The organism is Paraburkholderia ginsengiterrae (genome assembly GCF_001645125.1).
Lineage (GTDB): Bacteria > Pseudomonadota > Gammaproteobacteria > Burkholderiales > Burkholderiaceae > Paraburkholderia > Paraburkholderia ginsengiterrae.
In genome coordinates this window covers 1-22,491 of record NZ_LXKA01000265.1, presented here as the reverse complement: position 1 = coordinate 22,491, position 22,491 = coordinate 1, and the positions used below count along the sequence as shown (strand labels likewise).

The 22,491-nt window shown below is 62.3% G+C and carries 19 protein-coding genes; 6 read left to right on the top strand and 13 right to left on the bottom strand.

Annotation, left to right across the window (positions count from 1 at the left end):
- Positions 1-838 precede the first annotated feature (838 nt).
- Positions 839-6,736, bottom strand: a complete 5,898-nt coding sequence (gene uvrA, locus A6V37_RS19795) for an excinuclease ABC subunit UvrA (protein WP_064286248.1) — start codon at positions 6,734-6,736, stop codon at positions 839-841.
- Between the two features lie 178 nt (positions 6,737-6,914).
- On the bottom strand, positions 6,915-7,058 hold the full coding sequence (locus A6V37_RS40850) for a hypothetical protein (protein WP_242665760.1): 144 nt from the start codon (positions 7,056-7,058) through the stop codon (positions 6,915-6,917).
- Between the two features lie 97 nt (positions 7,059-7,155).
- Between A6V37_RS40850 and A6V37_RS19790 the strand changes: the two genes are divergently transcribed.
- From A6V37_RS19790 to A6V37_RS19780, 3 genes are all read left to right on the top strand, one after another.
- The gene (locus A6V37_RS19790; protein ID WP_423213098.1) at positions 7,156-7,539 is read left to right on the top strand and encodes a cupin domain-containing protein; all 384 of its coding nucleotides are present in this window, start codon (positions 7,156-7,158) and stop codon (positions 7,537-7,539) included.
- A gap of 216 nt (positions 7,540-7,755) precedes the next feature.
- A complete protein-coding gene (locus A6V37_RS19785; protein ID WP_064266391.1) occupies positions 7,756-9,525 on the top strand; it encodes an ABC transporter ATP-binding protein/permease in 1,770 nt (589 codons plus the stop codon).
- Positions 9,526-9,655: 130 nt separating this feature from the next.
- On the top strand, positions 9,656-10,111 hold the full coding sequence (locus A6V37_RS19780) for a hypothetical protein (RefSeq protein WP_064266390.1): 456 nt from the start codon (positions 9,656-9,658) through the stop codon (positions 10,109-10,111).
- Positions 10,112-10,229: 118 nt separating this feature from the next.
- Here A6V37_RS19780 and A6V37_RS19775 read toward each other — a convergent pair whose 3' ends face one another.
- The 5 genes from A6V37_RS19775 to A6V37_RS19755 all read right to left on the bottom strand — a co-directional run bounded on the left by A6V37_RS19775 (position 10,230) and on the right by A6V37_RS19755 (position 12,934).
- Positions 10,230-10,730 carry a DinB family protein gene (locus A6V37_RS19775; RefSeq protein ID WP_064266389.1) on the bottom strand — a complete coding sequence of 167 codons (501 nt, stop codon included), beginning with the start codon at positions 10,728-10,730 and terminating at the stop codon, positions 10,230-10,232.
- 175 nt (positions 10,731-10,905) lie between these two features.
- Positions 10,906-11,622: an O-methyltransferase gene (locus A6V37_RS19770; RefSeq protein WP_064266388.1), complete on the bottom strand. Its 717-nt coding sequence runs from the start codon at positions 11,620-11,622 to the stop codon at positions 10,906-10,908.
- A 106-nt stretch (positions 11,623-11,728) separates the two neighbouring features.
- Positions 11,729-12,025, bottom strand: a complete 297-nt coding sequence (locus A6V37_RS19765) for a 4Fe-4S dicluster domain-containing protein (protein ID WP_064266387.1) — start codon at positions 12,023-12,025, stop codon at positions 11,729-11,731.
- Positions 12,026-12,027: 2 nt separating this feature from the next.
- Positions 12,028-12,336 carry a hypothetical protein gene (locus A6V37_RS19760; protein ID WP_064286247.1) on the bottom strand — a complete coding sequence of 103 codons (309 nt, stop codon included), beginning with the start codon at positions 12,334-12,336 and terminating at the stop codon, positions 12,028-12,030.
- A 16-nt stretch (positions 12,337-12,352) separates the two neighbouring features.
- Positions 12,353-12,934 carry an RNA polymerase sigma factor gene (locus A6V37_RS19755; RefSeq protein ID WP_207547589.1) on the bottom strand — a complete coding sequence of 194 codons (582 nt, stop codon included), beginning with the start codon at positions 12,932-12,934 and terminating at the stop codon, positions 12,353-12,355.
- Positions 12,935-13,200: 266 nt separating this feature from the next.
- Between A6V37_RS19755 and A6V37_RS39290 the strand changes: the two genes are divergently transcribed.
- Positions 13,201-13,551: a response regulator gene (locus tag A6V37_RS39290; RefSeq protein ID WP_075643523.1), complete on the top strand. Its 351-nt coding sequence runs from the start codon at positions 13,201-13,203 to the stop codon at positions 13,549-13,551.
- A 152-nt stretch (positions 13,552-13,703) separates the two neighbouring features.
- Here the strand turns inward: A6V37_RS39290 and cuyB are convergent, their stop codons facing one another.
- From cuyB to A6V37_RS19735, 4 genes are all read right to left on the bottom strand, one after another.
- Positions 13,704-15,173 carry a cysteate racemase gene (gene cuyB / locus A6V37_RS19750; protein WP_064286246.1) on the bottom strand — a complete coding sequence of 490 codons (1,470 nt, stop codon included), beginning with the start codon at positions 15,171-15,173 and terminating at the stop codon, positions 13,704-13,706.
- A gap of 160 nt (positions 15,174-15,333) precedes the next feature.
- Positions 15,334-15,651 (bottom strand): single-stranded DNA-binding protein, encoded by a 318-nt coding sequence (locus A6V37_RS19745; protein WP_064266383.1) that lies wholly within the window; start codon positions 15,649-15,651, stop codon positions 15,334-15,336.
- An 11-nt stretch (positions 15,652-15,662) separates the two neighbouring features.
- Positions 15,663-16,586 (bottom strand): LysR family transcriptional regulator, encoded by a 924-nt coding sequence (locus tag A6V37_RS19740; RefSeq protein WP_064286245.1) that lies wholly within the window; start codon positions 16,584-16,586, stop codon positions 15,663-15,665.
- Between the two features lie 70 nt (positions 16,587-16,656).
- Positions 16,657-17,565 carry a LysR family transcriptional regulator gene (locus A6V37_RS19735; protein ID WP_064286244.1) on the bottom strand — a complete coding sequence of 303 codons (909 nt, stop codon included), beginning with the start codon at positions 17,563-17,565 and terminating at the stop codon, positions 16,657-16,659.
- Positions 17,566-17,722: 157 nt separating this feature from the next.
- On the opposite strand from A6V37_RS19735, the gene A6V37_RS19730 reads away from it, so the two are divergent.
- The gene (locus tag A6V37_RS19730; protein ID WP_064286243.1) at positions 17,723-18,466 is read left to right on the top strand and encodes an SDR family oxidoreductase; all 744 of its coding nucleotides are present in this window, start codon (positions 17,723-17,725) and stop codon (positions 18,464-18,466) included.
- A 40-nt stretch (positions 18,467-18,506) separates the two neighbouring features.
- On the opposite strand, the gene A6V37_RS19725 is transcribed toward A6V37_RS19730, so the two are convergent.
- Positions 18,507-20,243 (bottom strand): tetratricopeptide repeat protein, encoded by a 1,737-nt coding sequence (locus tag A6V37_RS19725; RefSeq protein ID WP_064286242.1) that lies wholly within the window; start codon positions 20,241-20,243, stop codon positions 18,507-18,509.
- A gap of 197 nt (positions 20,244-20,440) precedes the next feature.
- Positions 20,441-21,007 (bottom strand): DUF4142 domain-containing protein, encoded by a 567-nt coding sequence (locus A6V37_RS19720; RefSeq protein WP_064266378.1) that lies wholly within the window; start codon positions 21,005-21,007, stop codon positions 20,441-20,443.
- Between the two features lie 423 nt (positions 21,008-21,430).
- Here A6V37_RS19720 and A6V37_RS19715 point away from each other — a divergent pair, with 423 nt between their 5' ends.
- Complete coding sequence (locus tag A6V37_RS19715; RefSeq protein WP_064266377.1) at positions 21,431-22,387, top strand: chemotaxis protein; 957 nt, start codon at positions 21,431-21,433, stop codon at positions 22,385-22,387.
- Positions 22,388-22,491 lie beyond the last annotated feature (104 nt).

Sequence of the window (22,491 nt, the reverse complement as noted above, 5' to 3'; positions counted from 1 at the left end):
CGGGAAGTCCCCCTTGGGACCGCAAACAACCTTTACTTCTGGCGATGCCGTCAACCTCGTTCACCGCAAGGCATTGATTCGCAGTCCAAAATTGGTGCGACACTGCCCCGCCCTGATCCGCTCGCACGGATAGGCTTCGGTAGACCGCTGACACGCACTACGCGAGCCGATCGGCCTAACTAGGTAGAACTACTAATAGAATAAATTTGACCCGCTCGCTTTTCGCCTTGCATGAACGCTGAAGACAACCAGATCGATGCTCGTCGCAATGCCAGGAACTTTTTTCGCGACCGTCACATGCGTTTCATGGGAGGCAACGATAGCAGGACAAAAAATGGACGGTCAAACTTTTTTTGATGGCGGCATACTAAGTTTAGAGAGAAAACTCTAACTCTGCCTAAAATCGCGGCGCTTTAAGAGAATTAGCGCTTGCGGAGCAGACAAACATTCGCCGCCTTATGCGTTGAAATCAGGACACCGCCGCCTCATGCGCTACGCATCCGTTGACTCGGAAGCGCTGGCCGGGTGGTTGATCTGGCGCGCCAAAGGCCCGCTGGACGGGAGTTTCGGCGTGTCAGGCCGGTAGCCTTCGCGAATCGCGAGCGGCACGTTTGCCGTGGCAATCAGACGCCGGGGAAAGATCGTCGCCGACGGCAGGAAGATAGCAATAGGGAAAAGCGTTTGAAGCTCTTCTTTAGCGCTATTTACAACACATCCAATAACATTTCAATTAAGCCTTATACGGAATTACAAATTCATTCTAATTAATTACATATAGCCAACAACCCAAATAATGCGAGTTGAAATCGGCGCAACCCGGTTGCGCCGATTTACTGTTTTATCCGTTAGTCCCTTCACTCGCCACGATATTGCCGCCGTTTTGCGCGCGCGCGAGCACCGGCCGCAACGCTGCACCGGTATGGCTGGCGGCAACGCGGGCCAGCCCTTCGGGATCCGTAGCGGCGACGATCGTTCCGCCGCCTACGCCGCCCTCCGGGCCCAGATCGATGATCCAGTCCGCCTCCGCGATCACGTCGAGATCGTGCTCGATGACGACAACGCTGTGGCCGCCATCCGCGAGCCGATGCAGCACGCGGATCAGCTTGGCGACGTCCGCCATATGCAGGCCGACGGTGGGCTCATCCAGCACGTATAACGTGTGCGGCGGCTTCTGCCCGCGCCGTGTCACGTCGTCGCGCACTTTGCTCAACTCGGTGACGAGCTTGATACGTTGCGCCTCGCCACCCGACAGTGTGGGCGAAGGCTGCCCCAGCGTCAGATAGCCGAGCCCGACGTCTTTCATCAATTGCAGCGGGTGCGCAATGTTCGTGATGGGCGCGAAGAATTCGACCGCTTCGTCGATTTCCATGGTCAGCACGTCGCCGATGTTCTTGCCGCGCCACGTGACCGCGAGCGTCTCCGGATTGAAGCGCTGCCCGTGGCACACGTCGCACGGCACCTTCACGTCCGGCAGGAAGCTCATGCCGATGGTCCGCACGCCCTGCCCCTCGCACGCCGGGCAGCGGCCTTCACCGGTATTGAAGGAGAAGCGCGAAGCCGTGTAGCCCCGCGCACGCGCTTCGAGCGTGCCCGCGAACAGCTTGCGGATCGCATCCCATACGCCGATGTAGGTGGCGGGACACGAACGCGGCGTCTTGCCGATCGGTGTCTGGTCGACTTCCAGCACGCGGTCGATGGTTTCCCAGCCGGTGATCGACTCGCACCCTTGCCATGCATGCGTGACGTTCAGCGGCGCGCGTGGCGCCGTTCGCGCGAGCACGCTGGAGCGGCGGTTCTCCGCGGGTTTTGTCTCGGCTGCGGCACGCGCGCGCCTCGTGGCCGGCGACGACAGCACCGACCGCCCAACCGCATCCAGCAGATTGGTCATGAGCACGTCGCGTGCAAGTGTCGACTTGCCGGATCCGCTCACGCCGGTAATCGCGACCAGCCGCGACAGCGGAATGCCGACCGTGACGTTGCGCAAGTTGTGCAGTTTGGCACCGTACACCGTCAGCCAGTTTTCCGGCACCGCAGCCGCGCGTTTGCCCGGCGCGACCACTTCACGGCGCGGCTGCAACGGGTGCGCGATGGGCTGCGCGAGAAACTGCCCGGTCAGCGAGCCGGGCTGCGCCGACAGGTCGGCCACGCTGCCCTGCGCGATCAGCGTGCCACCACGCTTGCCCGCGCCCGGGCCGATATCGATGATGTGATCAGCACGCCGAATCGTGTCTTCGTCATGCTCGACCACCACCAGCGTATTGCCCTTTTCCCCGAGCTTGCGCAATGCATTGAGCAGAATCTGGTTGTCGCGCGGATGCAGACCGATGGTCGGTTCGTCGAGTACGTAGCACACGCCTTGCAGATTGCTGCCGAGTTGCGCGGCGAGCCGGATGCGCTGCGCTTCGCCGCCCGACAGGCTAGGCGCCGCGCGATCGAGACTCAGATAGCCAAGCCCGACCTCCTCCAGGAATTGCAGCCGGCTGCCGATTTCGCTGATCACGTCGCGCGCGATTTCCGCGTCGCGCCCTGTCATTTCCAGCGAGCCGATCCACGCGCGCGTGTCCGACACGGTCCACTGCGCGACGTCCACAATAGCCTGCGAGTCGAACGTGACCGCGCGCGCGGTGGGGTTCAGGCGCGTGCCGGAACAATCCGGACAAGGCACGTGTACGAGTCCTTCCGGTTCCTGTTCCTCCGACGGCAAACTCTGCTCACGGCCACGATTGTCGTCGACGACGATCGTGTCGTCGTACACAGCGCGTTGTTCGCGCGTGAGCGACAAGCCCGTGCCGACGCAGGTCGTACACCAGCCGTGCTTGCTGTTGTACGAGAACATGCGCGGGTCGAGTTCCGGATAGCTCGTGCCGCACACCGGGCAGGCACGCTTGGTTGACAGCACTTTCACCGCGCCGAGCCTGGCCGTGGACTGGCCACCGTTGATGGCGTCGTGCAATCCGTCGAGCGGCGCCAGCAGATGCATCACGCCCTTGCCCGCTTCCAGCGTCTGGTCGAGCGCCTCGCGCAGCGCCGCTTCGTTGTCCGGCGACACGACGAGATCGGCCACCGGCAGTTCGATCGTATGCTCGCGGAAACGGTCGAGTTTCGGCCAGGGATCCACCGGCACGAACTCGCCATCCACGCGCAGGTGGGTATTGCCACGCGCTTTCGCCCACTTCGCAAGGTCCGTGTACACACCCTTGCGGTTCACGACCAGCGGCGCGAGAAAGCCGACATGCTGTCCCTTGTGATCGCGCAACAACTGGGCCGCGACCGACTCGACGCTTTGCGACGTGACCGGCGTGCCGTCGTGGATGCAATGCTGCAGACCGAGTTTCACATACAGCAGACGCAGGAAGTGCCACACCTCCGAGGTGGTCGCCACGGTACTCTTGCGGCCGCCGCGCGAGAGCCGCTGCTCGATCGCGACGGTCGGCGGAATGCCGTACACCGCGTCGACCTCCGGGCGCCCGGCCGGCTGTACGATGGAGCGCGCGTAGGCATTCAGCGATTCGAGGTAACGGCGCTGCCCTTCGTGGAACAGAATATCGAAAGCGAGCGTGGACTTGCCCGATCCGGACACCCCGGTAATCACGTTGAATTTGCCGTGCGGAATATCGACGTGCAGCGCTTTCAGGTTGTGTTCGCGCGCATTGACGATCCGCACCACATCTTCGCCTTCGACCGCCCGGCGCGCGCGCGCCACGCTCAGTGCCTTTTGCAGCGGAATGCCTTGCGACGCCGGTTCGGCCGCCGCTAGCATCGCGCGCTCGTATTGCCGCAACGCTTCGCCGGTGTGCGATTCCGCGCACTGCTGGACCTCTTCCGGCGTGCCGGCGCACAGCACCCGGCCGCCACCGTCGCCCCCTTCGGGACCGAGGTCGATCAGCCAGTCGGCCGCGCGGATCACGTCGAGATTGTGCTCAATCACGATCAGCGAATGGCCGCTCGCGAGCAGCTTGCCGAACGCCTGCATCAGCTTGGCGATGTCGTCGAAATGCAGTCCGGTGGTGGGTTCGTCGAACATGAACAGACGCTTTTCGACGGCCTGCTTCGCACTTCGCGCGCTGCGCGCCTCGCCCGACTCCGCGAGGAAACCGGCCAGCTTGAGGCGTTGCGCCTCGCCACCGGATAGCGTGGGCACCGGCTGACCGAGCTTCACGTATTCGAGACCCACGTCGACGATGGGCTGCAGCACGCGCAATACTTCGGCATCCTTCGCGAAGTAGGTGGTGGCCTCGCTCACCGTCAGTTCCAACACGTCGGCAATGCTCAACGCACGGGCAGGCTCGCCGCGCTCGATCTTCACTTCCAGCAATTCCGCGCGATAACGGCGCCCATCGCAATCCGGGCAGCGCAAGTAAACGTCGCTCAGGAACTGCATTTCGATATGTTCGAATCCGGAGCCGCCGCAGGTCGGGCACCGGCCCTCGCCCGAATTGAAGCTGAACATGCCGGGGCCGTAACCGCGCTGTTGCGCGAGCGGCGCCTTGGCGAACAGTTTGCGGATTTCGTCGAACGCGCCGACATAGCTGGCCGGATTCGAGCGCGCGGTCTGGCCGATCGGCGACTGGTCGACGAAGACGACGTCCGTGACCTGGTCGGCGCCGCGCAAGCTTCTGAATGCGCCGGGCGATTCGGTGGCAAGACCGAAGTGCCGCGCCATGGCCGGATACAGCACATCTTGCAGCAGCGTGGACTTGCCGGAACCCGACACCCCCGTCACGCAGACGAGCCGCTGCAGCGGAATCTCCACCGTGACGTCGCGCAGATTGTGCTCCGTCGCCCCTTCCAGCACGATGCGCGGCGTGGCGGCCTCCACCGGACGGCGCGACCAGTGCGCCGCGTCTGCCACATGGCGGCGGCCGCCGAGGTACTCGCCGGTCAGCGTGCCGGATGAACGGATCGCCTCGGGCGCGCCGTCGTAAATGATCGAGCCGCCGCGCTCGCCCGGCCCCGGCCCCATGTCGATCAGGCGATCCGCCGCCAGCATGACCGACGGATCGTGTTCGACCACCACCAGCGTATTGCCCGCGTCGCGCAGGCGGTGCATGGCTTCGACAATGCGGTTCAGATCGCGCGGATGCAGCCCGATGCTCGGCTCGTCGAGCACGAACAGCGTTTTGGTGAGCGACGTGCCGAGCGCCGTGGTCAGGTTGATCCGCTGCACCTCGCCGCCCGACAGCGTGCGGCTCTGCCGGTCGAGCGTCAGATAGCCGAGGCCGACGTCGCACAGATACTTGAGGCGCGTGCGCACCTCGGCGAGCAGCAGCTTGAGCGCGTCGTCGAGCAATGCGCTCGGCAGGCTGATTTCGTCGAAGAAGCGCCGGATGCGCTCGATCGGCATCAGCATCAGGTCATGCACGGTCAGGCCGGCGAGGGCTTCGAGCTGCTGACGCGTCCAGTCGACGCCGCGTGGCATGAAGCGCTGCGCGGCCGGCAAAACCTCGTCCGCATTCGCCTTGCTGCCCAGGCGCCACAGCAGCGATTCGGTTTTCAGACGCGCGCCGCCGCAGGTTTCGCATGGCGTGTAGCTGCGGTACTTGGAGAGCAGCACGCGAATATGCATCTTGTACGCTTTCGATTCGAGATACTCGAAGAAGCGTTTGACGCCGTACCAGTGCTTTTGCCACTGGCCGTTCCAGTCCGGCGAACCGTTGATGATCCAATGGCGCTCGGCCTCCGTCAGCTCGCCCCACGGCGTGTCGCGGCGAATCTCGGCTTTCGCCGCGTAGCGCATCAGATCGTCCTGGCATTCCTTCCAGGCCGGCGTTTGCATGGGCTTGATCGCGCCTTCGCGCAAGGTCTTGCGCGCGTCCGGAATCACCAGCCCCAGATCGACGCCGATCACGCGGCCGAAACCGCGGCAGACGTCACACGCGCCATAGGCCGAGTTGAAGGAGAACAGCGCCGGCTGCGGGTCGGCGTAGCGCAGATCGCTTTCCGGGCTATGCAGACCGGTGGAGAAACGCCAGATTTGCGGTTCGGCTTCTTGACTCTCCTGCCCTTCGGCAGCTGCGGGCAGTACATAAATATTGACGCGCCCGCCGCCCCGCTTGAGCGACGCCTCGATCGCCACGACCACGCGGGCCTTGTCGACCGAGCGCAGCCGGAAGCGGTCGGCCACCACGTCGAGCAGCTTGCGCTTGCCGGTAGGCGAATCGACCTCGCGCTGCGCCTGCACGCGCGTGTAGCCGCTCGCCGACAGCCATTGCTCCACTTCCTGCTCCGAAGCGGATTCCGGCAGCTCGACCGGAAACGTGACGACGAGCCGCGGCTCGTTTTGCGCGGTGCGTTCGAGCAATTCGGCGTAGATCGTTTCCGGCGAGTCGTGACGCACCGGCAGCGCCGTCTGGCGGTCGAACAGCTCGGCCGCGCGCGCGTAGAGCAGCTTCAGGTGGTCGTTGAGCTCCGTCATGGTGCCGACCGTGGAACGCGAGCTGCGCACCGGATTGGTCTGGTCGATCGCGATGGCGGGCGGCACGCCGTCGACACGGTCGACCTGCGGCCGGTCCATGCGGTCCAGAAACTGCCGCGCATACGCGCTGAAGGTTTCGACGTAGCGCCGCTGGCCTTCCGCATACAGCGTGTCGAACACGAGGCTCGATTTGCCGGAACCGGACGGACCGGTCACGACCGTCATTTCGCCGGTTCGCACGTCGAGATCGACGTTCTTGAGGTTGTGCTGGCGCGCGCCGCGAATCCTGATAATGCCGTTGGCTGACGGCTTGGCTGACAAGTTGGCTGACAATTTTCCGACCGTCTGAATGAGTGGGCCACTCTCACGGACGCCTCGCGACCGCGCAAGTCCGGCGCAAGCGGGCCGGCGTGCGCCCCCTCGGGGGCACACGCTGAAGGCCGGCTTGCAACGGGATACTATACTGTATATTTATACAGTTTTCTATGACGCGGAGCGGTCAGGCTCGCGGATGCGCTTCGGCGAATGCTTTGATTGCGGACGCGAGCGGTGTCACGAGATCGTAGGGCAGGCCGACGCGCAGGCTGCCCTGCAACGACTGAGCGGTCATGTCAGCCCAGATTTCGTCGTTCAGGCGCAGCATCTGCAGCGGGGATCCGTACAGTGGCAGGTACAATCGCCGCGACAGGTGCCGACGGCTTCGGTCGTGCCGCATCCATCAATCCAACCTGGAGCCAATCGTGTCAGTCCATCCATTTGCCGAATCGTTCGACCTCGAAGCCGCGTTCGGCGACGTGTCGGAATACTGGTCGCCGAAAGTTGTCGCACAGGTCAACGACCAATACGTGAAGGTCGCGAAAGTACGCGGCCAACTCGTGTGGCACGACCATGCGCAAGAGGACGAACTCTTCTTCGTCGTGCGCGGGCATCTGAAGATCGAATACGAAGGCGGGCGTGTTGTCGATTTGCCCGCAGGTTCGGTACACGTGGTGCCGCGCGGCACGCTGCACAACCCGGTTGCCGACGAGGAATGCTGGCTCGTGCTGATCGAGCCCGTACAGACAAAACACACGGGCGACGTCGAGTCGCCTTTGACGAAGACGATCGCCGAGCAATTGGGTTGATCGCGCCGGGTTCGCCGCTGCGCTCGGCCTAACACAGCGCGCGACGTAGGCGGCCGGACAGGTTGCCCCTTACAATCATCCCCACGCCCGCAGGGTGCACCTGACCGGGCTCGACACGCGCGCTCGCATCCGCTGCCACAAGACCGCCACACATGCACGAATCGAACAATCGCCCCGTGCACCCGGTCCGCATTCACTGCGCGTTAAGGGGCACTCATGAGCAACCAATCTTCCGGCCTTGCATCCGGGCGACCAGACAGCGTCTCGGCCTGGAGCCTGATCCGACCGTACTGGGTCTCCGAGGAACGTAGAACCGCGTGGGGCCTGCTGATCGCGATCATCGTCATGGACCTGGTTCTGGTCGGCATCAACGCCAGGCTGAACACGTGGAATCGCGATTTCTACAACGCACTGGAAGGCAGGAATGTGCGCGAGTTCCCCCAGTTGATGCTGCTTTTCAGCGGGCTCGCGTTCGCGTTCGTCGGGATTTCAGTCTATAACCGCTACCTGCGCCAGATGCTTGGCTTCCGCTGGCGCCAGTGGCTCACCACGCGCTACCTGCAGCAATGGCTGGGCGACGCCACCTTCTATCGCATCGAGCGCGACCGTCTCACCGACAATCCCGACCAGCGGATCGCCGTCGACCTCGATCTATTCGCCACCACTACTCTTTCGCTCACACTCGACCTGCTCTCGACGCTCGAAACGCTCGTCTGGTTCTCGACCATCCTGTGGAGCACGGCGGGCGCGCTGCAAGTGATGATTGGCGGCACGCCCGTGCAGATTCCCGGCTACATGCTCTGGGCAGCCATCGTCTACGCGATTGCCGGCTCACTCCTGACGAACAAGGTCGGGCACCCGCTGGTGTCGATCAATTACCAGTTACAGCGCGTCGAAGCGGATTTCCGCTTCGGCCTGATCCGTCTGCGCGAAAACGCCGAGCAAATCGCCCTCTACAACGGTATGCGCGCCGAGCAATCCACCGCCCAGGACCTGTTCGGCCGGATTCGTGACAACTGGTGGCGCGTGATGCAGTACACGCGGCGCTACAACTTCGTGCTCAACTTCTACGGCCAGCTTGCCGAGATTTTCCCGATCGTCGTGGCATCGCCCCGCTATTTCGCGGGTTTGTTCAGCTTCGGCACACTGATGCAAATCGGTGACGCATTCAGTTCGGTGAGCGAATCGCTTTCGTGGTTCATCAATAACTACGACACGCTCGTCCAGTGGCGCGCAACGGTGAACCGTCTGCGCGAGTTCAGGCGCGTCATGCAGCTACCCCATCTGAAAGAGTCCGTCTCGCCCGCAACCGAGCATGGCGGCATAAACCTGCACTACGTCGACGAAACCCATCTCGCCACGCACAACCTCACGCTTGCGCTACCCAGCGGCGAAACGCTCGCGAGCGTGCGCGACATCACCGTGAAGCCCGGTTCGCGCTGGCTCGTGTGCGGGCCGTCCGGCTCAGGCAAGAGCACGCTGTTGCGCGCACTGGCTGGTCTCTGGCCGTTTGGAAGCGGCTCGATCGACGCTCCGGTGAACGCGCGCATGATGTTCATTCCACAGCAGAGCTACCTGCCGCCGGGCATCTTGAAGGCTGCGCTCACCTACCCCCTGGCGGCCACCGAATTCAGCGACGAGGAGTGCGGCGAAACGATGCGTCTGTGCCGGCTCGAAGGCTACGCTGACCGATTGCATGAATCCGACCAGTGGTGGCGCGTTCTTTCGCCTGGCGAACAACAGCGGCTGGCGGCCGCACGCGTGCTGCTGCACAAGCCTGACTACGTGTTCCTGGACGAAGCAACCAGTGCGCTCGACACCGAGAATGAAGCACACCTATATCGCCTGTTGACGGAACGATTGCCGAAAGGGGCGATTGTCAGTGTCGCGCACGGCAAATCGCTTGCAGAGTTTCACCAGGAGACTCTCGATGTAGTGCGTGCGGGAGAGCAAACCGTGGCGTATGGACGGACGCCGACGGCGTGAGGGTTTTGACCGCGGGGTAGTCTCCTTATGCGCCGAATCGACATACCTTCGTGAATTGCCGACAATTGAAGATGGCAACGCACACTTTCAATGCCGCTGGTTGATCCGAAGCTCCGCAGGGAGGATTGTCATGACAGACTTGCTCGACGACCGCATTGCCGATCGAATCCTGGAATGCAAGCGCGAACGGTGTGCGTATGAACTCTGGCTTCAGCGGCTTTCGCCTGCAAATGCAATGCTGGTTGGCGTAGGCGGAGTGATTTCTCTGGTATCGGGATTGTCGATCGTGACGAAGGCGACGCTCGTTTCCGCTGACGTTGCCGGCTGGGGAGCCGTGTTGGGCGCTGCCTTAACAGGCCTGCACGCGCGCCTCAAATGCGATGCCCATCAAGCTGAATGTAAAAAGCTGGTCGGTCAGTTCGGCGAAATTCAGACCGAATATGAACGATTGCAAATGATCGGCGATCCGCAGGTTCGGCAAAAGGAACTCCTGTCGCTCGAACACAAACTTGCGGCGATCAGGGCTGGACAGCAAGCAAGACCATCCGAGGGATGCACGAAACGCGCAGTGAAGCGGATCGCGTAGGGCGTGCGGAAGCGCGGCGCAGTCACTTTGGGACGTTCGGCCACGCCGCCTGGCTCGCCGCCACTTACATTAGACGTTGGCCCTCGACCAGAGACCGGCACCGAACTCAATCATGCTGTCAGGAACTCACCGACTGCTGCCGCAGAAACACCGGCATATCGGTGGATGGTGGGAAAATGTCGAGCGTGTAAAGAATGGCCGCTGCGTGACCACGATGGTAGGTGGTGTGGTTGACGACATGTAAAACCATGTCCCGACGAGTCATGCGTCCTGTACCACCACCAATGAATTCAAACTGGACGATTTCTGCCAGCTCGGCTTCCGTAGCTGCGTCGGCGTAGTTCACATACCACTCGTCAATGCTCCGCTGGTTGGCTGCTAATTCTTCGAATGCAGGCCAGTCTTGGGGATTGCGTGTAGTCAGATTGTGCGGTTTGCCAAGCAGATGACACTGCCAGACGTAATCCATTGCATAGGAATGGTTGAGCGTCCCGATCAGACTGCGAAAGCTGATTGGTCGCGGTGCTGTAAGCTCCGCAGCGGGAAGGGAAGCCACGACCGACAGAAATACATCGTCCGCCCAGGCTTTGTAGCGCGTAAGAGTTTGTGTGTCTCTCATGAAACCTCCAATCTGTGTTCAGCAGATAGATAGTCTTTTATCTGCCGTCTGATTCTGGCCTTTGGTCGGCCGAAGCTCGTGCGCTGGCCAGGCCAAGCGGGTCATGCGGTTTTTGTCGCCTCCAGATTGTACGGCACATGAACTGCGTAGCAGACGCAGTCCACTCCTCACCAGATCAAGAAACGACGACTGTAAATTCGACCCCTGATTCAAACTCCAGCGTCGTGGTGGAAAAGCGCGGATTGCCGTCGAGGTAGTGCTTGTATGGCCGGACGGCGTCCTCGGCTGTGTACATGTTGTCGGCGAGAACGATAGATCCCGGGCGTAGCAGGCGTTCAATCCGCTTGAACAGATTCAGATAGGTGTTGGCCCATACGTCCATAAACACCATGTCGAAAGTGCCGTCCAGTTCGGAAACGGTCTGGAATACATCGCCCTCCCGCAGGTCGACATAAGCGTCTACGCCCGCCGCTCTGACGTGGGCCCGAAGATATGCGCACCTGGCAGAATCGAGTTCAGTCGCTACAACCATGCCACCGCCTAACGTGCGAAGGGCGTCGGCGAAATACAGCGTAGACACGCCGCAGGAACTGCCAAGTTCGAGGATGCGAGCCGGTTTGTGCGAAAGCACCATGTTGCGCAAAAACCTTCCCGTTTCCGCTGACACAGCCAACGATAGAGGCGTGCCTTGCGAGAATTCGAAATCTTCGGTGGATAGCCCGAGCGTTTCGAAAAAGCGTCCACGCAGTCGAGGGGCGAGCGTGTCGTAATCCTCCGCGAGCGTCAGAAACTCGTCGCTCGATCCCTGGAACTGCGCACGTGCGCGGGCTATCACTTCTGTCTGGCTCTGTTCATGAAGACGCTGCAGAAGAACCGTGGTTGATGAAGCCATGTGCGCTCCTTGACGAGTTCAATAGTGCCGGTGATGTACCCAACGACCGGCCACTACGTTGTCGCGGCCGGTGCTGTGCTTCCGCCATCGTCGGCAACGTGTGACGCTATGCCGTTCTGGCCAGCTTGATCGCGCGTTCAGGGCACGCCGTCACGCAAAGGCCGCACGACCGGCAAGCGTCGGCGTTCGGCGTGTAGGCAACCTTCATTCCGTGCACGCGTTGCTTGAGGCGATGCATCAAATCGAGGCCGCGATAATCGGCGTCGTCGATGCGCCGGATCTCAAACACATTCTCGGGGCAAACCGTGAGGCAATCGCCCTTGCCTTCGCAACGTTTCAGGTCGACGACTGGCGCAATCACGCCGGGTTCCTGTTTGCAGTCGGCCGGTAGATTCTCGCGCATGGTCACTCTCCCTCGCGCGGGGTATGGCGCGATCGCCATGCCGTCTGGAAATGCTCCCGTTCTTCGGGCGTCATCGCTTCCCATTTGCGCCAGTGACGCTGTCCGCGCCAGCCGCCGTGCCCACGGAATCCGCCAAACAGGATGCGGCTCAAAACCAGCAAGCCCAACGCATGGATGAAGTCGATCGAACGGGCACCAACGAATAGCGCCGGAATCACCCAATTCCACAGAGTCATGACCACTAACCCGAGCACGCCGATAGCGACCACCACAAGCAGCAATTTGCCCACACATCTGATTCGAAACTTCATCCGTCGACTCCTCTATCTAGATACCCAGTTCGTCATATATGGCCTGCAGCCGGGCGCGCAAATGCAGGACCGCGTAGCGCTTGCGCGCGAGCAGCGTATTGAGCGTGACACCGCTTTCCGCCACCATGTCCTTGAAAGACCGCCCCTCCAGCTCGTGCGCGATAAATACCTCACGTTGATTCGCAGGCAACTCATCGAGCGCCTCCTGCAAGGCCTTGAGCAATACAGTGCGAGCGTAGAGGGCCTCGGGACCTGCGTCGTGCGCCGGCAGGGCGAGGTCGAGGCGATATTCACTGCCGGCGTCGTCCTCGTCCTCAGACAGATCGGTCAGCGGCTGCTCTCTCTTCTTGCGAAAACGATCGATGATGCGGTTGCGTGCGGCACGGAAAAGCCACGCGCTCGCTTGTTCGATCGGAGCGGGGAGCCGGTAAGCCTGCACAAATTCGTGGAACACGTCCTGCAGGATGTCCTCGGCATCATCCGGATCGCGTATTCGACGCCGGATGAAATTGATGAGCCTCGTCCGCTCACGCACCACGGTCGCGGTGATGTCGCTGTCTCGGTCGGTCATCGTGTGCGAGGTGGGTGGCGGTTCCATGCGTCTGAAGACGTTTCAGGAACGCGAATATTGTGGCGAGCGCGAAAAAACTCTTGCTGAGCAACTGGCGGTTCGCTTGAAGCCGTAAAAGTCGTTGCAGCGCGAGATTTTAGTATCAGCCTCGCTGGGAACGAAAATTGCACCTTCTTAGTTACTGCTGTATGGGGTGACGAGGTTTCCTGGCCTCCCGCGTGCAATGAAAATGACTTTGCATACCCGGAATGGGACTCTTTGTTGCGTCTTGACGCCGGTTTTCCGGGTTAATCATGCCAACTGTCCTGCTGGTCGATGACGATCCATCTTTGCTTTCCGCGCTTCATGCAATCCTGCGGCAGGCAGGTTTTTCCATAGATATTGCAATTGACGGAGCGGTTGCACTGAGCGCGGTACATGCGAAAGTTCCAGATGTCATAGTCTCGGACAACATGATGCCCGTGATGAGCGGTATTGAGTTGTGGCGCACGCTGGCGACACATCCCGTCTACTCGCGAATACCTTTCCTGCTGCTATCGGCAATTGACGGCTTTCCGAGCGACGTACACCCCACCGCATTTCTTCGAAAGCCCTATTCGCCTGCCAAGCTTCTCGCGCTTATCGAGGGATGGACCGGTCCCTGAGTAGCTGCTTGACCCTCAGTTCATCTGCGCCCAAACATGAACCTGCAAAAACACGAGTGCTAGTCGAGTGGCTTGCAGAGATATTCGCGAAGCCACCGTGGTTTGGCGAACCTTAAGGGTCTCTCATAAGGATTACACGGCGCGCCCCACCCTCACCCATACGCACGCTCCACCTTAACACTCCGTCCCACCGGCAGCCCGCCACTGTCGCCGAGCGCGTACGCCACGCACCTTCGCGCCAGCACCTCGGTCGGATCGACAAGCCGCACCACCAGCCCGCCCGCGCGCGCCAGCGTCGCATCGCGCAGCAGCAGCGGCAACTCGGTGCACCCCAGCACGATCACCCGCACGCCTTGCGCCACCAGATCGTCGATCGCCGCGGCCAGGTCGTCGCAACATTCACCCGTGGTGAATCCCGCCTTGGCGCCCTTCGGCCCATAGATCGCATTCATGAGCCGCGCCTGAGCCGGCTCATCCGGCGCGACCTGCACGAAACCGCGTGCCTCGAGCGCCTGCTCGTAGACACCGCTCGCCAACGTGCCCGAGGTCGCCAGCACACCGACTTCACGCAAGCCCGCAAAGGTCTTCAGCAGATAATCCGCGGTACAGGTCAGCATATTGACGATCGGTATCCCCAGCGAAGGCTGGATCCGATCGACGAACGCATGCGCCGTATTGCACGGCATCGCGATCAGATCCGCCCCACCCTCTTCGAGCGTCCTGCAAGCGGCATACAGCGCAAGCGTCGGGTCGTCGCCGTTGCCGAGCAGCGCGGCGGTGCGGTCCGGGATCTGCGGGTTCTGCTCGACCATGATCTTGAGATGGTCCTGATCGCACACGGCCGGCGTGTTGCGCACCAGCTTGGCCATGAAATCGACGGTCGCCGCCGGGCCCACGCCGCCCAGCACGCCGACCTTGAAACGCCGCTCCGGCTGCGCATATTGAGCTGCCGCGACATAGCGCGCATAGACCAGGTTGGCGTTGACAAGCGGCACCTCGAGCTTGCCGAGCGCGCGCGTGACCAGCGCGATTTCGGCGAGTCCGGGCAGGATGATCTCGGCGCCTTGCGCGACGAGGTCCGCGCACGCCGCGCGCAGCAACTCGACCGGGCGGCCATGGAGACGGCCGCCCTTGATACCTTCGTCGCTATAGACGGCGCTCGTCACGCAGTCCACACCCGCGTCTTGACGCGGATGCAGCACGTCGAACCGCGCGGCGTCGAAGTAACGCTCGAAGAGGCCGTTGTGGCGAATCGCGTCCGACGTCAGCACACCGACCCGGCGCACCAGCGGAAACGCCTGCCGCACATGCGCCAGCAGCGCCGTCATGATGTTGGCAACCGGCACGGCGACATTCGCCGAAAGCTCGTCGATAAAAGTGTGGCTAAGAAAACACGGCAAAACGATTGCGTCGACACCGCGTTTTTCGAAAGCGCGCATGGTGTCGAACACATGAATCTTGAACTGGGCGTTCGCCGCGCTCTGCGAGGCCGGCCCTTGCCAGGACCGTGGCTCCAGAACGAGATCGAATGGCCGTGCCGCGCCGGTTATCCGGCTCAGGACATCGGCGCTGGCGAGCTGGGCCGCGCCGGTTACTACGCCGAGCGAACGATAGCGGTTCATGATGACTTCCCCGTCATTTTTACTGGCCGCCTTGGTGGCGGCCTTTGTGCGACTGAGGATGACACTATGTCGGCCGACTATGACGTGGGGTTAACCACGAAGCCGCATTTCATTACGTTCGCTCGTGGGGCGGCGGCACGGCCACCCGTGAGGTCCAGGCTCATTCGCCGGCTTCGCGGCGCCCCTCGTAAGCCGTCAGCAGCCTGTGGGCAATCATGTCGATGGCCGGCTTGACGAGCCCGTTCTTGTCGGTCCAGACCTTGGGTGTCAAGGTGCCGCTCAAGGCGACGCTATCCGCGTCGCTCAACGCGAGCAGCGCGGCCTGCACGCCGTCGTCGAAGGCAATCACGTTGACGAAAATCGTATCGCCGTCATTCGTGACGGCCCGCACCTTGCAGGTCACGAAACGCTTGCCGTTCTGTCCCGTGCGAATCTGCGCCTCGCCATACAGCCGCCCGCCCACCAGTCCTTCTATCATCGCCTTGCTCCTCAATTGCCAATCGTCATATCCACCCCGCGCACGAGGCGCCTCGCGAGCCGCGGTTGCCGCAGCTGTTCGAGCCACCACTGCAACGCGCGCCCCTCGTGCTCGCCGCGCCATCCAACGTACAACACATTCGGCTCGCGCGGATCCGCGGTTGCCTTCTCGATCAGTTCGCCCCGCTTCAATAGCGACGCCACCCGCTCGCGCGGCCGCCAGCCCACGCCGAGGCCGTCCCGTTGCGCCAGAATCTTGGCTCGCATGGAGGGGACGGCAAGCGACGCCTGTCCGCCGATCACCCCGTAAGCGCGGCCCGCCATCGTACGCGATGAATCGGCCACCACCACCGCGCGATGTTCGAGGATCCGTTCGCGGCCGAGCGGACCTTCGACGGCCGCGAGCGGATGGCGGGGCGACACCGCGAACACCCACTCCATCACCCCCAGTTCGAACCAGCGCAGGCCAGGAATCGCCGGCGGCTCATTCGTTGCACCCACAATCAGATCGGCGCGGCCGTCGCGCAGCGCTTCCCATGTTCCGCTCAGGACTTCGTGCGTGATGCGCAGCTTGACGCCGGAATCGAGCGCATCGAACGCGCGCACCACCGGCATTAGCAGTTCGAATTCGAGAACCTCGTCGGTGACCACCCAGAGGCGGTCCTCCCAACCGCTCGCGATCTGCTTCACACGCTGGGTCATGCGCGACATATCGAGCATGAGGCGCGCCGCTTCGTCGGCCAGCAATTGACCGGCGGGCGTGAGTTGCAGCCGGTAGCGGCGCCGGTCGAACAGCAACGCGTCGAAACGCGTCTCCAGTTGCCGCGCCGCGTGCGAGATCGTGGACGGCGCCTTGCCGAGCCGCACCGCCGCGCGCGACAGGCTGCCGGTCTCGCGAATCGCATCGAGCAAGGCCAGTTCTTCTTCGGACAACATGTTCCATTCCTTCGAACGGGTTCGCCGCAACGATGCTACGGCAAGCGCCCGGTGCTAGTCCACCGGTTAGTCACGGCTCGCCACCCGGTGGCACGGCCGCTTCGAATAGTTCGCGCAGCCACTGCGCAAACACGCGCACGCGCGACGACAACTGCCGGTTCTGCGGATACAGCACCGACACAGGCATGGGCGGCGGCGGAAAGTCCGCGAGAATGCGTTTGAGCCGCCCCGCCGCCAGATCCTCCGCGACCCGGTAGTGCGGCACCTGCACGATGCCGAGCCCGGCGACCGCCGAGCCGGTATAGAGCTCGGCGCCAGTCACCGAGACCGCCGACGGCAGCACCATGGCCGTGACCTTACCGCCGACGCTGAACTCGAGCGGCATGGCCTTGCCGGTCGCGCTCGACACATAGTTGACTGCCCGGTGCGTGGACAGCGCCGACGGATCAGCGGGCTCGCCGTAGGCCGCCAGATACGCCGGACTCGCCACCGTGACCTGCGGCAAGTTGGCGACGCGCCGCCCGACCATCGACGAATCCTGCAGGTACCCCGTCCGCAACACGCAATCGATCCCCTCGCGCACCAGATCGACGAACCGGTCATCCTCGCCGATGGTCAACTCGATCTCCGGAAAGCGCGCAAGAAACGCCGGCAGCGCGGGCACGACGAAGTAGCGCGCCAGCGTGCCTTGCAGATTCAACCGCAGCAGCCCCTTCGGCGCGAGGTTCGAAAACGAACCCTCCGCTTCTTCCATGTCGGCAAGCAACCGCACGCAGCGGCGGTAATACGCCTCGCCGTCGTGCGTGAGGCGCACCGTGCGCGTGGTGCGCTCCAGCAGCCGCGCGCCGAGGCGCTGCTCCATGCGCTTCATCAGATTGGTGACGGTGGCGCGCGGAATCTGCAGATCGTCCGAAGCACGCGTGAAGCTTTGCCGCTCGGCGATCCGCACGAAAACCCGCATTTCCTCGAAACGATCCATGTTCGGTGCCTTGTTCCGTTGCCGCGGCGGCCGCTGTGGACGTCACGGCAATTATTAAAGCAAATGGAATGATAATAACCAATTCCGGCTGATTATCTCAATGCGGAAAGCGCCGATGATTCGTCTCACCCACTCACCGCATTCAAGGAAACGAATCATGAACACCAACGGAAACGCTCAAATCGCTATCGTCACAGGCGCATCGCGCGGCATCGACGCGGCAGTTGCGCGCCGTCTCGCGAAGGAAGGCTTCGCCGTCGCGATCAACTATGCGTCGAGTTCCGCCGAAGCCGACGCGCTCGCCGCGGAAATCACGTCGGCCGGCGGCCGCGCCCTTGCGGTGAAGGCCGACGTGTCGAATGCCGGCGACGTGCGCCGCATGTTCGAGACCGTCGAACAGCAACTCGGCAAGGTGGACGTGCTGGTCAACAACGCCGGCGTGCTCAAGACGATGCCGCTCGCCGACACGAGCGACGCGCTGTACGACCAGACCTTCGACATCAACGTGCGCGGCACCTTCAACACCTTGCGCGAGGCCGCCGCGCGCCTGAACAACGGCGGGCGCATCGTCAATTTTTCGAGCACGGTGCTGGCGTTGAAGCTGCCGGGCTATGCGATCTATAGCGCGACCAAAGCGGCTGTCGAAGCATTCACCCAGGTGTTCGCGAAGGAATTGCGCGGCCGCAACATCACCGTCAATGCAGTGGCGCCGGGGCCGATCGCGACCGCGCTGTTCTTCGACGGCAAGACCGAAGAACAGATTGAGACCTTTGCGAAAATGCCGCCGCTGCAACGCCTCGGCCAGCCGGACGATATCGCCTCGGTGGTCGCGTTCCTTGCCGGTCCGGATGCGGGCTGGGTCAATGGTCAGATTCTGCGGGCCAACGGCGGCATTGCTTGATGACGCTGTGCCGCGCCGGGCGCATCAGGCATCGCGCGGTTTAATCGCCGTGGAAATGCGTGGCGCTGACCGCGCCGCTCAACGCGTCCAGCGCGCCGCGCGCGGCTTGCATCACGCTGTCCCAGTCGCCCAGCGCCGGCTGCCGGAACAACCTCGCGCACGGATACCAAGGCGTATCGGTGCGCTCCAGCAACCAGCGCCAGCAGGTGTCGAAGCGGTTCAGAATCCACACGGGCTTGTCGAGCGCGCCGGCCAGATGCGCAGTGGACGTGTCGACTGAAATCACCAGATCGAGGTTGACCACCAGGGCCGCGGTATCGGCGAAGTCGCCGAGCTCTTCCGTGTAGTCGATCACACGAGCGCGCCACTCGCTGTCCGCCAGCTGTTGCGCCGCCGGTCCTTTTTGCAGGCTGAAGAACTGCACGTCCGGCACGTCGAGCAGCGGCGCGAACCGTTCAAAGGTCATCGAACGGCGCGCGTCGTTCTTGCGCAGCTCCGCGACGTGCGGACGGTTGCCGCCCGCCCACACGAGGCCGACTTTCAGCTGGCCGTCCGCTTGCGCGTGAATCCGCTCGTGCCATCGATGAGCCGCTTCGGCATCGGCGAATAGATAGGGCGTAGCCGATGGAATGGTATCGAGACGCGTCTTGAATGCGAGCGGCAGACTCAGCAGCGGACAGTGGCAATCGAACGGCGGCAGCGGCTGGCCGGCTTCGATCAACTGGTCCACGCCTTCGAGCGTGGCCGTGAGCCGCATCAACTCGGACGGCACCTCAAGCACGACCTTCGCGCCGAGCGTCGACACGAGCGCGGCATAGCGGCAAAACTGCAGCGTGTCGCCCAGACCCTGCTCCGCATGCAGCAGGATCGTCTTGCCTTCGATTGAAAAATCGCCCCGCCAGAGCGGCTCGGCAAAATTGCGACGGCCTGACTTGATGCGGCTGCGTTCCCAGCGCCATTCGTATTTCCGCCAACCGGCTTCGAGCTGCCCCATTTGCAGCAGGCACAGCGACTCATTCCAATGCGTTTCCGCTGCCGTGGGGTTCACGGCCAGCGCGCGCTCGTAACTCGACAGCGCCTGCGCGTGCTGGTTGAGGTCGATCTGCGTGAGGCCGAGATTGTTCCAGGCATCGGCGAACGCAGGAGCCAGTTCGAGCGCGCGACGGTAGCTGCGCTCGGCGTCGTCCGGCCGGTTCAGATCGCTGAGCGCATTGCCGCGATTGCTCCACGCGTCAGGGTAATTCGGTTGGAGTGCCAGCGCGTGATCGCAGCTTGCGAGCGCGTCGGCGGGACGGCCCAGGTCGCGCAGCACGCACGCGCGCTTGTTCCAGGCCGAGGCGAAATCGGGCATCAGCGCGATAGCGCGATCGAAACTGCCGAGTGCATCGAGCGGCCGGCTCAAACCCGCCAGGGCGTTGCCACGATTGTTCAGTGCGTCGGGGAATCCAGACTGCAAGGCCAGCGCGCGATCGGCACTGGCGAGGGCTTCGTCGAAACGCTGCAGCGCATTCAACGCGTAGGCCAGATTCGAATGAATGGGCGCCTGTTTCGCGTTGATAGCGAGGGCCTTGCTCAACAACTCGACGCCTTCTTGCAGACGGCCCGCCTGCAGCGCCAGCGCACCCAGCAATTGCAGTGCATCGAAGTGGCGAGGCCTGAGTTCGAGAATCTCGCGATAGAGTTCTTCGGCCTCGGTGAATGCGCCGTTCTGCTGAAGCGCGACGGCTTGCCGAAGCATGTGATCCAACTGTTGCGGCAGATTGGCAGCTTTGCTCATGCGGAGCACTTTGACGGAATGCGCGTGAAAATCGTGAGAGCTTTCGAGGCGTGCGTGTGATGCAAGCGGTTTCGTTCACCTTGCATCGCGCGAGATTATTCGCGCAGCGGGTTCGAAAGAGCGAAGCCGATTATCGCCGAAAACAATGCATTCCAACTGCCGCGCGTCACGCCGCAGCGTGACGCGCGCAAAACACCTTACTGTGCGCCGGTCGGCAGATGCTTACGCTTGGCGAGTTCTTGCGCCATGGCGTAGTGCTCCTGAATGGTCGGCAGCGCTTTCTTCGCGACATCCTTCAACTGCTCGTCGCGGCCCGAAGCGATTTCCGCCTGGAATGCCGAGAGCGCTTTCTGCTCGCCCGCGAGTGCGACCTGTTCGATATAGGCCTTGTCGAAATCCGCGCCGCGCAGGTTGTTGATGCTCGCGAGCACGGCTGTGTCGGGATCGTTCTTCGGCACGTCGACGCCGCGCGGGCTGGCTGCGCGAAGTGCATCGGTGATTTTCGCGTTGTCGTTCGACACACGCTCGGCGAAGGCCTTCACGTCGCGATCGGTCGAGCGCGACGTCGCGATGCGTGCGGCATCGCGCTGCGTCGCAACAGCCTTGGTGCCATCGGCGATAAATGCCTGGTCGGCGGCATGCAGACGGCCGGCATCCGCCGCGGCGGGTGCTGCCGGTGCGGTCTGGGCGCTGGCCGCCGTGGCGACGACGAGAAGGCTGGCCATGCAGGCGCTGGTGAGGGTGGCGAGAGGCAAGCGAATCATACGTTCTCCTTGAGGTGGAAGCGAAACGACAGCGATGCGTGTGCGCTTTGGATACGACGAGGCTTTGCGCTGACTGCGGTCACACCTTGCAGTCAGCTTGCGAGCCGCTCATGGCGCCACGCTTTTGTTGCAGTGCATTCTAGGAGGCACTCTGCTCGCTATGTGATACGACGCTGTCGCTTCTGTAACCTTAGGTAACCTTCATATGAATGTCTTGCCGGACCTGTATTGGGCTTCTAGCGTGATGTCCGACTTCGCGCCGTCGAATGCGCCAGCGTGTTATGCGGAGCATGCGAGTAAAACGATGCGGGATAGCTGAACTTTCCACGCGCCGCGCCGATAACAGAAAGGAAGGACACGCGCCAGGGTCGAACTTAACGATGGCATGGCGCATCACACACAGCGCAATCCTGGAGAGATTCGATGGCAGTAGATCATCGCGCGAACGATGAACGCAGCAACCTGACGAGTTCCAACAAATTCGAGTTGCTGTTGTACCGGCTTGGTTCCGTGCCTGGCGGCGATGCACACGAGCTTTACGGCATCAACGTATTCAAGGTTCGTGAAATCTCCACGATGCCCGCCGTCACGCCGATTGCCGGCTCGTCGCCATTCGTGATGGGCGCGGTGGACATTCGCGGCCAGATCATTCCCGTGATTGATTTACCCCGGCTGATGGGCTGCGAGCCGACACGCGGCCTGAACATTTTGCTGGTGACGGAATTCGCGCGATCGACGCAGGCGTTTGCCGTTGAGGAAGTGGACGACATCGTGCGGCTGGAGTGGAACCAGGTGTTGTCCGCCGAGGGAGCCGCCGGCGGCAATCTGGTGACCAGCATTGCGCGCATCGACGGCAATACAGGTGATTCGCGGCTTGCTCAGGTGATTGACGTGGAGCAGGTATTGCGCGATGTGTTTCCGTCGCAACATCCGAGTGTCGATCCTGCTTCCGTGGGCGATGCGTTGGGGATTCGGCCGGGTGCGAAGATTCTTGCTGCTGATGATTCCGGGTTTGCTCGCAAGCTGATTGAACAGGCTTTGAGTGCGATTGGCGCGGATTACATTATGGTCAAGACCGGGGAAGAGGCCTGGCAGACCATGCAGACGGTTGCGCGTGAAGCGCAGGCTAATGGGACGCGGGTGAAGGATCGGATTGCGCTGGTTTTGACCGATCTTGAGATGCCGGAGATGGATGGGTTTATGCTCACTCGCCAGATTAAGGCCGATGATCGGATGCGGGATGTGCCTGTCATTATTCATTCTTCTCTGACTGGGGCGGCGAATGAGGCCCATGTGAAGAATGCCGGGGCGAATGGGTATGTGGCTAAGTTTGCTGCTGCTGAGTTGGCGGGGGCTATTCGGGAGGCATTAGGCGGGTGAGGTTTTATTTGCCTGCGCGGCGCTTTTGGTTGTGCTCTTATGGTGTTGGCCTTTCCTTGAGTTCACGGTGGTCTATTAGCGTTGCCCCTGTGCGGGGCGGCACC

What these genes read in the sequence shown, in the direction of transcription:
- A6V37_RS19720 (WP_064266378.1), bottom strand. Translation starts at nt 21,007, where the DNA reads ATGATTCGCTTGCCTCTCGCCACCCTCACCAGCGCCTGCATGGCCAGC.
- A6V37_RS19745 (WP_064266383.1), bottom strand. Translation starts at nt 15,651, where the DNA reads ATGATAGAAGGACTGGTGGGCGGGCGGCTGTATGGCGAGGCGCAGATT.
- A6V37_RS19780 (WP_064266390.1), top strand. Translation starts at nt 9,656, where the DNA reads ATGACAGACTTGCTCGACGACCGCATTGCCGATCGAATCCTGGAATGC.
- A6V37_RS19785 (WP_064266391.1), top strand. Translation starts at nt 7,756, where the DNA reads ATGAGCAACCAATCTTCCGGCCTTGCATCCGGGCGACCAGACAGCGTC.
- A6V37_RS19730 (WP_064286243.1), top strand. Translation starts at nt 17,723, where the DNA reads ATGAACACCAACGGAAACGCTCAAATCGCTATCGTCACAGGCGCATCG.
- A6V37_RS39290 (WP_075643523.1), top strand. Translation starts at nt 13,201, where the DNA reads ATGCCAACTGTCCTGCTGGTCGATGACGATCCATCTTTGCTTTCCGCG.
- A6V37_RS40850 (WP_242665760.1), bottom strand. Translation starts at nt 7,058, where the DNA reads ATGCTGCGCCTGAACGACGAAATCTGGGCTGACATGACCGCTCAGTCG.
- A6V37_RS19760 (WP_064286247.1), bottom strand. Translation starts at nt 12,336, where the DNA reads ATGAAGTTTCGAATCAGATGTGTGGGCAAATTGCTGCTTGTGGTGGTC.
- A6V37_RS19770 (WP_064266388.1), bottom strand. Translation starts at nt 11,622, where the DNA reads ATGGCTTCATCAACCACGGTTCTTCTGCAGCGTCTTCATGAACAGAGC.
- A6V37_RS19715 (WP_064266377.1), top strand. Translation starts at nt 21,431, where the DNA reads ATGGCAGTAGATCATCGCGCGAACGATGAACGCAGCAACCTGACGAGT.
- A6V37_RS19740 (WP_064286245.1), bottom strand. Translation starts at nt 16,586, where the DNA reads ATGTTGTCCGAAGAAGAACTGGCCTTGCTCGATGCGATTCGCGAGACC.
- A6V37_RS19765 (WP_064266387.1), bottom strand. Translation starts at nt 12,025, where the DNA reads ATGCGCGAGAATCTACCGGCCGACTGCAAACAGGAACCCGGCGTGATT.
- A6V37_RS19735 (WP_064286244.1), bottom strand. Translation starts at nt 17,565, where the DNA reads ATGGATCGTTTCGAGGAAATGCGGGTTTTCGTGCGGATCGCCGAGCGG.
- cuyB (WP_064286246.1), bottom strand. Translation starts at nt 15,173, where the DNA reads ATGAACCGCTATCGTTCGCTCGGCGTAGTAACCGGCGCGGCCCAGCTC.
- A6V37_RS19755 (WP_207547589.1), bottom strand. Translation starts at nt 12,934, where the DNA reads ATGGAACCGCCACCCACCTCGCACACGATGACCGACCGAGACAGCGAC.
- A6V37_RS19725 (WP_064286242.1), bottom strand. Translation starts at nt 20,243, where the DNA reads ATGAGCAAAGCTGCCAATCTGCCGCAACAGTTGGATCACATGCTTCGG.
- A6V37_RS19775 (WP_064266389.1), bottom strand. Translation starts at nt 10,730, where the DNA reads ATGAGAGACACACAAACTCTTACGCGCTACAAAGCCTGGGCGGACGAT.